This window comes from Vibrio sp. (assembly GCF_050299255.1).
In the GTDB taxonomy this organism is placed as follows: Bacteria; Pseudomonadota; Gammaproteobacteria; order Enterobacterales; family Vibrionaceae; genus Vibrio.
Genome location: NZ_JBNKVP010000001.1, coordinates 165,551 through 179,051, shown reverse-complemented (window position 1 = coordinate 179,051; position 13,501 = coordinate 165,551). Strand labels below are relative to the sequence as shown.

Here is a 13,501-nt window from a genome sequence, read left to right as displayed (position 1 = left end):
GGCGAGCCAAATACGTGCCGTACTTCACACTTTTAATCTTCTGAAATTAATTTTTTGAAACGTTGGTTTATTTATTTTTGCAGCTAAAATCTGCGAACCTGCGACTTTCTGGCGCAAAAATTCCCCGTCTGTAATGTTAATGTAATTGGTCTGACCAATAATTTTGTTGTTTCAATACAGAATTGTTAAGCCAGTGTTGAGCTGTGCCCCCTTCTATGATGTAGGTCAATTTTCAGCTAGACATCGGTGTTTTAATTGTGTTAATTTCTCCGGCAACAAAAAATTGGTATTACCATTTACCTGCAAGAGTAAAAGAACAATAAAGTATGGCTTACCAACGGATTCGACAGCCCAAACTCTCCGATGTGATAGAACAAGAGCTGGAACGCTTGATCGTGGAAGGAACCCTTTCCCCGGGTCAGCAGTTGCCACCAGAACGAGAACTGGCCAAGCAGTTTGATGTATCGCGCCCTTCAGTTCGCGAAGCAATTCAGCGTCTGGAGGCCAAGCGTTTGCTTACCCGTCGTCAGGGCGGTGGCACGTTTGTCAGTGAAACTATCTGGAAGAGTTTTTCCGATCCACTCCTAAATTTATTGTCCAGCCACTCTGAAACTCAGCTCGATCTGCTCGAGTCGCGTCATGCGATGGAGGGGATAGCTGCGTATTTTGCAGCCGTGCGTGGTACCGAAGAAGATTTTGCCCGTATTCAGGCTTGCCTGGCACAGATTAGTGAACAGGAAAAGAGCAAGAATGTGGAAGCGGAAGCTGCTGCGGTAATGCAATTTCTGATTGCCCTGACCGAAGCGGCGCACAATGTGGTGATACTGCATATTGTCCGCAGTCTGGCGCCGTTACTGGAACAGAATGTCCTGCAGAATCTCAAGCTGCTACACCGCCGCGAAGAAGTGGTGGAGAAAGTGAGCAAACATCGAGCCAATATCGTGGATGCCATCGTATCGGGTCAGCCTGAAAAGGCGCGCGAAATGTGTCATTCTCATTTGGCTTATATCGAAGAAACTTTGTTGGATTTGACTCGGGAAGAGACTCGTCGTGAGCGCTCCCTGCGTCGAATGCAGCGAGGCAATGAATCCTAACGAACATTGCTTGTTTAATTAGATCCAACTAACAGAAGGATAGATCGCCATGTCCGATATGAAGCATGACGTAGACGCACTTGAAACTCAAGAATGGCTGCAAGCCCTTGAGTCAGTTGTACGTGAAGAAGGTGTAGAACGAGCTCAGTTCCTGCTAGAGCAAGTTCTGGACAAAGCACGTCTGGACGGTGTAGACATGCCAACTGGAATCACCACCAACTACATCAATACGATTCCTGCCGACCAAGAGCCTGCTTACCCGGGTGACACGACGTTAGAGCGTCGTATCCGCTCCATCATTCGCTGGAACGCCATCATGATCGTATTGCGCGCTTCGAAGAAAGACCTGGAGCTGGGTGGCCACATGGCGTCTTTCCAGTCATCTGCCGCGTTCTACGAAACATGTTTCAACCATTTCTTCCGTGCTCCGAATGAAAAAGACGGCGGCGACCTGGTTTACTACCAAGGTCACATCTCTCCGGGTATCTACGCCCGTGCTTTCGTTGAAGGCCGTCTGACCGAAGAGCAGTTGGATAACTTCCGTCAGGAAGTCGACGGTAAAGGTATTCCGTCATACCCACACCCTAAACTGATGCCTGAATTCTGGCAGTTCCCGACCGTATCTATGGGGCTGGGGCCAATCTCCGCAATCTATCAAGCTCGTTTCCTGAAATACCTGGACGGCCGTGGCATGAAAGACACCGCCGATCAGCGCGTGTACGCATTCCTGGGTGACGGTGAGATGGATGAGCCGGAATCACGTGGCGCAATCTCTTTTGCTGCGCGTGAGAAGCTGGACAACCTGTGCTTCCTGATCAACTGTAACCTGCAGCGTCTGGACGGCCCGGTAATGGGTAACGGCAAGATCATCCAGGAACTGGAAGGCCTGTTTAAAGGCGCCGGCTGGAACGTGGTTAAAGTTATTTGGGGTAACAACTGGGATTCTCTGCTGGCCAAAGATACGACCGGTAAACTGCTGCAACTGATGAACGAAACCATCGACGGCGATTACCAGACCTTCAAAGCAAAAGATGGTGCTTACGTACGCGAGCACTTCTTTGGTAAATACCCAGAAACGGCAGCGCTGGTTGCTGACATGACTGACGACGAGATCTTCGCCCTGAAACGCGGTGGTCACGAGTCTTCTAAACTGTACGCGGCATTCAACAACGCGCAGGAAACAAAAGGCCGTCCGACCGTCATTCTGGCGAAAACCGTTAAAGGTTACGGTATGGGTGATGCGGCTCAAGGCCGAAACATCGCTCACCAGGTTAAGAAAATGGACATGACCCACGTTCGTGCCATGCGTAACCGCCTGGGTCTGCAAGACCTGTTGTCAGACGAAGATGTGAATAGCCTGCCTTACCTGAAACTGGAAGAAGGTTCTAAAGAGTACGAATACCTGCACGCTCGTCGTAAAGCTCTGCACGGTTATACTCCACAGCGTCTGCCAAAATTCACTCAGGAATTTGTTGTTCCTGAACTGGACGAGTTCAAACCGCTGCTGGAAGAGCAGAAGCGCGATATCTCTTCAACCATGGCTTACGTACGTGCGCTGAACATTCTGCTGAAAGACAAAAACATCGGTAAGAACATCGTGCCTATCATCGCCGATGAAGCGCGTACCTTCGGTATGGAAGGTCTGTTCCGTCAGATCGGTATCTACAACCCGCACGGCCAGACTTACACCCCTGAAGACCGTGGCGTCGTGTCTTACTACAAAGAAGACACTGCAGGCCAGGTATTGCAGGAAGGTATCAACGAGCTGGGTGCTATGTCATCTTGGGTAGCCGCGGCAACGTCCTACAGCACCAACAACCTGCCGATGATTCCGTTCTACATCTACTACTCTATGTTCGGTTTCCAACGTGTCGGCGACATGGCATGGATGGCGGGTGACCAACAGGCGCGCGGCTTCCTGCTGGGCGCGACCGCAGGTCGTACTACGTTGAACGGTGAAGGTCTGCAGCACGAAGATGGTCATTCTCATGTTATGGCCGGTACGGTACCGAACTGTATCTCTTACGATCCGACTTTCGCATACGAAGTAGCGGTCATCATGCAAGACGGTATCCGTCGCATGTACGGTCCTGACCAAGAGAACGTGTTCTACTACATGACTCTGATGAACGAAAACTACGCCATGCCAGCGATGCCAGAAGGCGCTGAAGAAGGTATCCGCAAGGGTATCTACAAGCTGGAAAGCTACGCCGGTGACAAAGGTAAGGTTCAGCTGATGAGCTCAGGTACTATCATGAACGAAGTACGTAAAGCCGCTCAAATCCTGAGTGACGACTACGGCATTTCGTCTGACGTATTCTCAGTAACGTCATTCAACGAAGTGACTCGCGACGGTCAGGCAGCAGAGCGTTTCAACATGCTGCATCCAGAAGCAGAAGCTCAAGTACCTTACATCGCACAAGTAATGGGCAGCGAGCCAGCTATCGCCGCAACCGACTACATGAAGAACTATGCAGAGCAGGTACGTGCGTTTATTCCTGCTGAGTCTTATAAAGTTCTTGGTACTGACGGCTTTGGCCGCTCAGACAGCCGTGAAAACCTACGCCGTCACTTCGAAGTGAACGCAGGTTACGTCGTTGTGGCCGCGTTAACTGAACTCGCGAAACGTGGTGAGGTTGAGAAATCTGTAATTGCTGAAGCAATTAAGAAATTCGACATCGACACTGAGAAAACTAACCCGCTATACGCTTAATTAAGAAGGTAGATAAGAAATGGCAATCGAAATTAATGTACCAGATATCGGTGCGGATGAGGTTGAAGTTACTGAGATTCTGGTAAGCGTTGGCGACAAAGTTGAAGAAGAACAGTCGCTGATCACCGTTGAAGGTGACAAAGCTTCTATGGAAGTACCGGCTTCTCAGGCGGGTATCGTTAAAGAAATCAAAGTAGCCGAAGGCGACAAGGTTTCTACCGGTTCTTTGATCATGATCTTCGAAGCGGCAGGCGCCCCTGAAGAAGCGGGCGCTGCAGCGCCTGCTCCTGCGGCAGAGGTGGCTCCAGCAGCGGCTCCTGCTCCAGCAGCGTCGGAACTGAAAGAAGTCCACGTACCGGATATCGGTGGTGATGAAGTTGAAGTCACTGAAATCATGGTTGCTATCGGCGACAGCATCGAAGAAGAACAATCGCTGATCACTGTTGAAGGCGACAAAGCGTCAATGGAAGTTCCAGCGCCATTCGCAGGTACTTTGAAAGAAATCAAAGTAGCCGCAGGCGATAAAGTATCGACTGGCTCTCTGATCATGGTATTTGAAACGGCCGGCGCTCCGGCCGCTCCTGCGGCAGTTGAAGCGCCTGCGGCCGCACCTGCCGCATCGGCAGCGAAAGAAGTGAACGTGCCAGATATCGGTGGCGACGAAGTAGAAGTGACTGAAATCATGGTAGCCGTTGGCGATACCGTGGAAGAAGAGCAATCGCTGATCACCGTTGAAGGCGACAAAGCGTCAATGGAAGTACCTGCACCATTTGCGGGTACGGTGAAAGAAATCAAGATTGCAGCTGGTGACAAAGTCTCTACTGGTTCGCTAATCATGGTATTTGAGGTGGCCGGTGCTCCGGTGGAAGCTGCAGCTCCAGCAGCGGCACCTGCTCAAGCAGCGGCACCTGCGGCGGCTCCAGCAGCCAAAGCTGAAGCTCCTGTGGCGGCACCTGCTGCCGGTGACTTCCAGGAAAACCACGAGTACGCCCATGCGTCTCCAGTGGTACGTCGCCTGGCGCGTGAGTTCGGCGTTAACCTGTCTAAGGTGAAAGGTACTGGGCGTAAGAGCCGTATCCTGAAAGAAGACGTACAGAACTACGTGAAAGAGGCGCTTAAGCGTCTTGAATCTGGCGCGGGCGCGGCAGCATCTGGCAAAGGTGACGGTGCCGCTCTGGGTCTGTTGCCATGGCCAAAAGTTGACTTCAGCAAGTTCGGTGAGACAGAAGTTCAACCGCTATCGCGTATTAAGAAGATTTCTGGCGCAAACCTACACCGTAACTGGGTAATGATCCCGCACGTTACTCAGTGGGATAACGCCGACATCACTGCGCTGGAAGCATTCCGTAAAGAGCAGAACGCGATTGAAGCGAAGAAAGACTCAGGCATGAAGATCACGCCACTGGTGTTCATCATGAAAGCGGCGGCGAAAGCACTTGAAGCGTTTCCTGCGTTTAACTCTTCTCTGTCAGAAGACGGTGAGAGCCTGATTCTGAAGAAATACGTCAACATCGGTATTGCGGTAGATACGCCAAACGGTCTGGTAGTTCCTGTCTTTAAAGACGTAAACAAGAAAGGTATCTACGAGCTGTCTGAAGAGCTAATGGTGGTTTCTAAGAAAGCTCGTGCCGGTAAACTGACTGCTGCGGATATGCAAGGTGGCTGTTTCACTATCTCCAGCCTGGGTGGTATTGGCGGTACAGCGTTTACACCAATCGTAAACGCCCCAGAAGTTGGTATTCTGGGTGTATCTAAGTCAGAGATGAAACCTGTATGGAACGGTAAAGAGTTTGAACCGCGTCTGCAGCTGCCTCTGTCACTGTCTTACGATCACCGCGTGATCGATGGTGCTGAAGGTGCACGCTTTATCACCTTCCTCAACGCTTGCCTGAGCGACATCCGTCGCCTGGTTCTGTAAGCTTGAGATAAACCTGTAGGGCGGCGTTGGCCGCCCTTATTTACAACGATTACACCGACAATTTGTCTGCTGATTAGTTAGGTTTTAACTGTTTTGCTAAACGAATTGTTGGCTGGCTCACAGGCTAAATGGATTTACTTTTCACACCATTAACATCTCTGTAAACTGTTGGCGGTCTGAAAATAATAGATTAAAACAAACCAAATTCATTTTAAGTTCTCACTCCACTCAGCCTGTTAGGGATAATGACTACAAGAGGTCAAAATGAGCAAAGAAATTAAAGCCCAGGTGGTAGTACTTGGTGCAGGTCCTGCTGGTTACTCCGCTGCTTTCCGTTGTGCAGATTTAGGTCTGGACACGGTTCTTATCGAGCGTTACAGCACTCTAGGTGGTGTTTGTCTTAACGTGGGTTGTATCCCATCTAAAGCCCTACTGCACGTAGCCAAAGTTATCGAAGAAGCCAAAGCTCTGGCAGATCACGGTATCGTATTTGGCGAACCACAAACCGACATCGATAAGATTCGTCTGTGGAAAGAAAAAGTTATCAACCAGTTGACTGGCGGTCTGGGCGGTATGGCCAAGATGCGTAAAGTTAACGTGGTAAACGGCTTCGGTAAATTTACCGGTCCAAACAGCATCGAAGTGGATGGCGAAGACGGTAAAACCACCGTTACTTTTGACAACGCTATCGTGGCGGCGGGCTCTCGTCCGATCAAACTACCTTTCATTCCTCATGAAGACCCACGCATCTGGGATTCAACTGATGCACTGGAACTGAAAGAAGTCCCAGGAAAACTGCTGATCATGGGCGGTGGTATCATCGGTCTGGAAATGGGTACAGTATACCACTCGCTGGGTTCGCAAATTGATGTGGTGGAAATGTTTGACCAGGTCATTCCTGCGGCGGACAAAGATATCGTCAAAGTGTACACCAAGCGAATCAAGAACAAGTTCAACTTAATGCTTGAAACCAAAGTGACAGCAGTAGAAGCCAAAGAAGACGGCATCTACGTGTCAATGGAAGGTAAGAAAGCACCGGCTGAAGCAGAACGCTATGACGCAGTACTTGTGGCAATTGGCCGGGTGCCAAACGGTCTGATGCTGGACGCTGAAAAAGCGGGTCTGGAAGTTGACGAGCGCGGCTTTATCAACGTCGATAAGCAGATGCGTACCAACGTACCGCACATCTTTGCCATCGGCGATATCGTCGGTCAGCCAATGCTGGCGCACAAAGGTGTGCATGAAGGTCACGTAGCCGCAGAAGTCATTGCCGGTAAGAAACACTACTTCGATCCTAAAGTCATTCCTTCTATCGCTTACACTGAGCCAGAAGTGGCTTGGGTTGGTAAGACTGAAAAAGAAGCGAAAGCAGAAGGCATCAGCTACGAAACCGCTACCTTCCCATGGGCAGCGTCTGGCCGTGCCATTGCGTCTGACTGCGCTGACGGTATGACTAAGCTGATCTTTGATAAAGAGACTCACCGTGTGATCGGTGGTGCGATTGTCGGTACCAACGGTGGCGAACTGCTGGGCGAAATCGGTCTGGCTATCGAGATGGGTTGTGATGCGGAAGATATCGCTCTGACTATCCATGCTCACCCAACTCTGCACGAGTCTGTTGGTCTGGCGGCAGAAGTGTTTGAAGGCACGATCACTGACCTGCCAAACGCCAAAGCGAAAAAGAAAAAGTAATTCGCGCCGTTAACGAGTAGCAAAATAAAAACCGCTGAAATTCAGCGGTTTTTTTATGTTTAGCATCGAGTCACAGCTAATCAGTTATCGGTGATTTAGGTGTGGGCGACTAGGTGTGGGCGACTAGCCGTGGGCGACCGAGTTATGCTTGTAGATACACAGCATGTCCAGGTAACTCTGCGTCAGGCTTTCCAGCTGGTCGGAATCATTCAGTCGGTTGGCCTGAACGAACAGCGAGTAGCAGATGCCGAGGAACAGGGTAGCCAGATGTTCAGGCTGGTGCTGGTTGCACACTTCTCCGCGAGCGATCGCTTTGGCGAACATGTTCTGCACCAACAGTTGATTGGTGCGGTTTGTGCTGACAAACAGCGGCCACACTTCATCACGGGTCGAGGCACTCCATTCAAACCAGACTTTCAACCAGTGACAGTCCTGCTGCACCAGTTGAATCATTTGCGACGTGATCTGATTCAGGTTCTGCTTGGCATGAACATCGAGGTCGATATTGTCAGTGAGAAAATTAGAGAACTGCCGTACCACGTAAGTCAGCACATCGTCCACTAGATCTTCCCTGGTTGGGAAATAGTTGAAGACGGTTGCCACTGATACCTGAGCAATTTCTGCGATATCCGCATGCCCACCTCTGCCGATTCCGCGACGAGCAAACACTTCCAGTGCGATTTCCATCAGTTGTTGTTTGCGTTTTTGCGGAGACAAGCGGGTGCGGGGGCGTTTAGCTATAGAGTCCATATAAGTAATCCTTGCCAAATGAGTTGTATATCTAACGTTGTGTTCTGATTGTTGTTTTATTCTTTATATAAAGCTTTATGAGTGTAATGGTGCATATTGGTGAGGTCAACGATTTATGGTCAATTTGTAGTCAGATTTGTTAATAAGCAAGCTGTGGCTCGCGTAATTGATTTCGGATTTTCGGGGGATATTGGTCAAAAAATTTCCCTATCACTGCTGGGATGTTAGTATACGCAGCGACAAACCAGTGCAGTGTGGCTCTCGATCGTCACCCTGCCCACACAACAGTTTGAGATTGGTATGAAACATACAGTAGAAGTGATGATTTCTGAGCAGGACGTTCAGGATCGAGTCCGAGAATTGGGCCAGCAAATTACCGAGTGCTATCAGGGAAGTGAAGATCTAGTGATGGTCGGCCTGCTCCGCGGTTCATTTGTCTTTATGGCAGACCTGGCCAGAGCAATCAGCCTGACTCACCAGGTCGATTTTATGACCGCCTCCAGCTACGGTAATACGATGGAGAGCTCCCGTGATGTGCGCATCCTGAAAGATCTGGATGACGATATCAAAGGCAAAGATGTATTACTGGTGGAAGATATTATCGATACCGGCAATACGCTGAATAAGGTCAAAGAGATCCTGTCTCTGCGCGAGCCAAAATCGATTCGTATCTGTACCTTGCTGGATAAACCGTCTCGTCGTGAAGTTGACGTCGAAGTGGATTGGATTGGATTCTCGATTCCAGATGAATTCGTTGTGGGTGTCGGAATCGACTATGCGCAGAAATATCGTCATCTGCCATACATAGGTAAAGTGGTACCGTTGGACTAACGGATTACACTGTTTGACGCTGATAAAAAAACACGCCCGCAGTTGCGGGCGTGTTTTTATTCGTTATTTATTGCCGGCATCCAGTATCTTAGCCATGGCCGCCTGGTAGTTGTCTTCCAGACTTTGTGGATCGGCACAGCGTACGCCGAGATCTTCCAGCTTGCCGTCGTTGATGCCGTAAACCACGCCGTGAATCTCGATTTCCTGGCCACGCTCCCAAGCATTTTGCATGATAGTCGAGTTACCCAGATTATAAACCTGTTCTGCCACGTTAATCTCACACAGCTTATCGGCCCACTGCTCCTGAGGCATCTGCTGCAGCCATTTACGGTGCTTGAGATAAAGATCGCGAATATGCAGCAGCCAGTTGTTGATCAGGCCCAGTTGCGGGTTTTCGATTGCCGCCTGAACACCACCACAGCCGTAATGGCCGCAGACAATGACGTGTTTCACTTTCAGCACATCGACGGCGTACTGAACTACTGATAAGCAGTTCAGGTCGGTGTGGATCACCTGGTTAGCCACATTTCGATGTACGAACAGCTCACCTGAGTACAGGCCGGTCAACCGCTCAGCGGGTACCCGGCTGTCTGAACAGCCTATCCACAGAAACTCCGGATTCTGGCCTTCGGATAATTTACTGAAATACTCTGGTCGTTCCGATTTGATTGAATCTGACCATTTAGAGTTGTTGTCAAAAAGTTGTTTAATTTCTGGCATAACACTTTCCTTGATGAACTTAGCAAACTATACACAAACTCATGTCTTGATTCTCGTAAAAAATGCCGCGATCTGAACTCATCTGACGTGTTTTAGGCGCAAAAATCATAAGGTTATTGCTTTTAACTTAACAAAGGTTATAAGTAAAAATCTCACCATGAAATGTTAGAATATTCAGCGCGATGAATCAGTTAAATTTATTTAATAAAACGCTAATATAGGGTTGAAAAATGGGCTTAACGTCGTCATCTGTATGCAGATATAACCGTAAAGAGTGAAGCAGAAGCTATGTATGCTTTAGAAATCGAACAACTGCGCAAAACCTATAGTGGTGGTTTTGAGGCATTGAAAGGCATCAGCCTGAAAGTGGAAAAAGGCGATTTTTATGCCTTGCTGGGCCCCAATGGCGCCGGTAAATCGACAACTATCGGGATTATTGCCTCCCTGGTGAACAAAACCTCCGGTAAAGTGACGGTATTTGGCCATGATATCGATCAGCAGCTGGAGCTGGCGAAACAGAATCTTGGCCTGGTGCCGCAGGAATTTAACTTCAATCAGTTTGAGACCGTGTTGCAGATCGTACTGCAGCAGGCCGGTTACTATGGCGTGCCGAGAGAGCTGGCGAAAGAAAGGGCGAAAAAGTATCTATCTCAACTCGATCTGTGGGAAAAACGCAACGAACGGGCGCGAAACCTGTCGGGTGGAATGAAACGGCGGCTGATGATTGCCCGCGCACTGATGCACGAGCCGCAACTGCTGATCCTCGACGAGCCGACCGCCGGTGTGGATATCGAACTGCGTCGTTCCATGTGGCATTTCCTGAAAGAGATCAACCAGAAGCAGGGCATCACTATTATTCTGACCACGCACTATTTAGAGGAAGCGGAGATGCTGTGCCGCAACATCGGTATCATCAACCATGGCGAGCTGATCGAGAACACCTCCATGAAGCAACTGCTCAGTAAACTGCACGTCGAGACCTTTATTCTCGATCTGGATACTGACCAGCCGGTCGAACCTCTGCAGGGCGTGAATGCTCAGCATGTGGTGAACGGTTCGCTGGAGATTGAGCTGGATAAGAGCCAAGGCCTGAACCATGTGTTCAAGCAACTGAGCGAGCGAGATATCAAGGTGATGTCAATGCGCAATAAAGCCAACCGGCTGGAAGAGCTGTTTGTCAGCATAGTGCAACAACAGACGAGGGGGTAAGCGCAATGTATCAAATCTACTGGACCGCATTTCGCAGCCTGCTGAGTAAAGAGATCCACCGTTTCACCCGTATCTGGGTGCAGACCCTGGTGCCGCCTGCGATCACTATGACCTTGTATTTCATCATTTTTGGTAGCCTGATCGGCTCAAGAATCGGTGAAATGAACGGCTTTAGCTACATGGAGTATATCGTTCCTGGCCTGATCATGATGTCGGTGATCACCAACTCCTACTCCAACGTTGCTTCGTCGTTTTTCAGTGCCAAGTTCCAGCGCAATATCGAAGAGTTGCTGGTGGCCCCGGTGCCTAACTACGTCATTATTATCGGCTTTGTAATGGGAGGCGTGACCCGAGGTTTGTTAGTGGGCTTTATCGTCACGCTGGTATCGCTGTTTTTCGTCGACCTGCAGGTGGAACACTGGGGCGTCATTATCGCGACCGTGTTTATGACCTCTGTGGTGTTCTCATTAGGTGGCCTGATCAATGCCGTGTTTGCCAAGACATTTGACGATATTTCGATTATTCCGACGTTTGTGCTGACCCCGCTCACCTATCTGGGGGGAGTATTTTACTCCATCAGCCTGCTGCCGCAGTTCTGGCAAGGGGTGTCAAAACTGAATCCGATCGTCTACATGGTTAACGCGTTCCGTTACGGATTTCTTGGTGTCTCGGATGTGGGGATTGTTACCTCGTTCAGCGTCCTGTGCGTCTTTGTCCTGGCCCTGTACGGCGTTGCCCACTATCTGGTGACCAGAGGTATCGGTTTACGCAGTTAAGCTCTATTAACGGCAAAAATAAAGGTCGACCTTGGTCGACCTTTATTGTTTGTCCGCTTACCCAGTAGTGGGGAGCCGAACCGTTTCGCTACTCGCTCTGCTCTGAGCCTGGCCCTTCCTCTTCACGGGCTTCGCTCTGCAGATCCACCACCTGGTTATCGATCAGGCGAGCCTTACCGAGAAACGCCGACATCAGAATAACGGCCTGTTTGCTGTCACTGGTAACCGGTTGCAGAGTCTGGGCGTCGCGAATAAAAATTTCGTCCGGATGCAAACCGGCAGCGCGCAGCTGATCACTGGCGTCTTCAACGATGGAGGCGTAATCCTCTCTGCCACCGCGAATTGCACTGCTGATCCAGCGCATGGTGCGGGCCAGCACCGGAGCACGCTGACGCTCATCCAGTGTCAGCAGGCCGTTACGCGAACTCATTGCCAGCCCGTCCATTTCTCTAACCGTGGCGACGCCGATGATAGTAATATCCATCGCCAGATCCGCCACCATTTGACGAATTACCGCCAGTTGCTGGAAGTCTTTTTCGCCAAAGCAGGCCACGTCCGGCTGCACCAGGTTAAACAGTTTGGTTACGATAGTCGCTACGCCGCGGAAATGCCCTGGACGCGAAGCGCCTTCCAAAATATGGGACAATCCGGGGACTTCAACAAAGCTTTGCCTTTCCAGACCATTCGGATACATGATCTCTGGAGTTGGTGTGAAAACCAGTGAGACATTTTCACCGCTGAGCTTAGCCAGGTCTTCTTCCAGCGTGCGGGGATAGTTGGCCAGATCGTCGGCGCGCTCGAATTGCATTGGGTTGACAAAAATGCTCACCACCACAACATCTGCGTGTTCCCGGGCCTGGCGTACTAGCGTCAGGTGTCCTTCGTGCAGATTACCCATAGTCGGGACTAACGCGATAGTGCGTCCTTCCCGGCGTAACTGCTTGATCTGTTCGCGAAGTGTGGTTACTTCATTTATGGTTTGCATGTGTGGTTCCTTATGCAATGGTGTGTGCCGCATCCGGGAAGGTCCCGTTGGCAACATCTTCCATGTATTTCGCTACCGCAGAGCGCATGTCTCCGGTTTCTGCCAGGAAGTTTTTCGAGAATTTTGGCATGTAGTTGGCTGAGATACCGAACATATCGTGCATTACCAGGATCTGGCCGTCAGTATCATTGCCGGCACCGATGCCGATCACTGGCACATCCAGCGCTTTGGTAATCCGTTTCGCCAGAGCCGCTGGCACGCACTCTAGCAGGACAATCTGGGCTCCGGCCTGCTGCAGCGCCAGAGCGTCTTCCACCATCTGGTCTGCCTGCTGTTGATCGCGTCCCTGAACTTTGTAGCCACCAAAGATATTGACTGACTGTGGGGTCAGGCCCAAGTGAGCACAGACTGGGACTGCACGCTCAGTGAGCATTTTCACCGTCTCGACCAGCCATTGACCACCTTCAATTTTTACCATATTGGCCCCGGCCCGCATGATAGCCGCCGCATTATGGCAGGCCTGCTCAGGAGTGGCATAGCTCATAAAAGGCATATCAGCCATCAGCAGGCAGTTTGGGCTACCGGCGCGGACACAGCGGGTATGGTAAGCGATTTCGTCGACGCTGACCGGCAAGGTGTCCGTTTGTCCCTGGAGTACCATGCCCAGCGAATCACCTACCAGCAGCAGCGGCATTTGCTGGCTTTCAAACAGCTGGGCAAAGCTTGCGTCGTATGCGGTCGAAGTGGCGAATTTACGTCCTTGCTGTTTCCAGCTCATCAGGTCGTTTATGGTAATTTTTTTCATCAGTTTTC

The 13,501-nt window shown here is 50.3% G+C and carries 11 protein-coding genes; 7 read left to right on the top strand and 4 right to left on the bottom strand.

Going from position 1 to position 13,501, the window contains the following annotated elements:
- The first annotated feature begins 326 nt into the window (after window positions 1–326).
- The 4 genes from pdhR to lpdA all read left to right on the top strand — a co-directional run bounded on the left by pdhR (window position 327) and on the right by lpdA (window position 7,417).
- On the top strand, window positions 327–1,094 hold the full coding sequence (pdhR, locus tag ACQY6F_RS00710) for a pyruvate dehydrogenase complex transcriptional repressor PdhR (protein ID WP_428771442.1): 768 nt from the start codon (window positions 327–329) through the stop codon (window positions 1,092–1,094).
- Between the two features lie 49 nt (window positions 1,095–1,143).
- Window positions 1,144–3,807, top strand: a complete 2,664-nt coding sequence (aceE, locus tag ACQY6F_RS00705; RefSeq protein WP_428771440.1) for a pyruvate dehydrogenase (acetyl-transferring), homodimeric type — start codon at window positions 1,144–1,146, stop codon at window positions 3,805–3,807.
- Between the two features lie 19 nt (window positions 3,808–3,826).
- A complete protein-coding gene (gene aceF, locus ACQY6F_RS00700; protein ID WP_428771438.1) occupies window positions 3,827–5,725 on the top strand; it encodes a pyruvate dehydrogenase complex dihydrolipoyllysine-residue acetyltransferase in 1,899 nt (632 codons plus the stop codon).
- Window positions 5,726–5,989: 264 nt separating this feature from the next.
- Entirely contained in the window at window positions 5,990–7,417 is a 1,428-nt protein-coding gene (gene lpdA / locus ACQY6F_RS00695; RefSeq protein WP_428771437.1) for a dihydrolipoyl dehydrogenase, read from the top strand.
- Window positions 7,418–7,540: 123 nt separating this feature from the next.
- Here the strand turns inward: lpdA and ACQY6F_RS00690 are convergent, their stop codons facing one another.
- On the bottom strand, window positions 7,541–8,167 hold the full coding sequence (locus ACQY6F_RS00690; RefSeq protein ID WP_428771435.1) for a LuxR/HapR/OpaR family quorum-sensing transcriptional regulator: 627 nt from the start codon (window positions 8,165–8,167) through the stop codon (window positions 7,541–7,543).
- Window positions 8,168–8,467: 300 nt separating this feature from the next.
- Here ACQY6F_RS00690 and hpt point away from each other — a divergent pair, with 300 nt between their 5' ends.
- The gene (gene hpt, locus ACQY6F_RS00685) at window positions 8,468–8,998 is read left to right on the top strand and encodes a hypoxanthine phosphoribosyltransferase (RefSeq protein ID WP_428771433.1); all 531 of its coding nucleotides are present in this window, start codon (window positions 8,468–8,470) and stop codon (window positions 8,996–8,998) included.
- Window positions 8,999–9,061: 63 nt separating this feature from the next.
- Here hpt and can read toward each other — a convergent pair whose 3' ends face one another.
- Window positions 9,062–9,718 carry a carbonate dehydratase gene (gene can / locus ACQY6F_RS00680; RefSeq protein WP_428771431.1) on the bottom strand — a complete coding sequence of 219 codons (657 nt, stop codon included), beginning with the start codon at window positions 9,716–9,718 and terminating at the stop codon, window positions 9,062–9,064.
- A 288-nt stretch (window positions 9,719–10,006) separates the two neighbouring features.
- On the opposite strand from can, the gene ACQY6F_RS00675 reads away from it, so the two are divergent.
- Together ACQY6F_RS00675 and ACQY6F_RS00670 are read left to right on the top strand one after the other, a co-directional pair.
- Window positions 10,007–10,927, top strand: a complete 921-nt coding sequence (locus ACQY6F_RS00675; RefSeq protein ID WP_428771429.1) for an ABC transporter ATP-binding protein — start codon at window positions 10,007–10,009, stop codon at window positions 10,925–10,927.
- Window positions 10,928–10,932: 5 nt separating this feature from the next.
- Window positions 10,933–11,703: an ABC transporter permease gene (locus ACQY6F_RS00670; RefSeq protein WP_428771427.1), complete on the top strand. Its 771-nt coding sequence runs from the start codon at window positions 10,933–10,935 to the stop codon at window positions 11,701–11,703.
- Between the two features lie 88 nt (window positions 11,704–11,791).
- On the opposite strand, the gene panC is transcribed toward ACQY6F_RS00670, so the two are convergent.
- Window positions 11,792–12,688 (bottom strand): pantoate--beta-alanine ligase, encoded by an 897-nt coding sequence (panC, locus tag ACQY6F_RS00665; protein WP_428771425.1) that lies wholly within the window; start codon window positions 12,686–12,688, stop codon window positions 11,792–11,794.
- A 10-nt stretch (window positions 12,689–12,698) separates the two neighbouring features.
- Window positions 12,699–13,493 carry a 3-methyl-2-oxobutanoate hydroxymethyltransferase gene (panB, locus tag ACQY6F_RS00660; RefSeq protein WP_428771423.1) on the bottom strand — a complete coding sequence of 265 codons (795 nt, stop codon included), beginning with the start codon at window positions 13,491–13,493 and terminating at the stop codon, window positions 12,699–12,701.
- Between the last annotated feature and the right edge of the window lie 8 nt (window positions 13,494–13,501).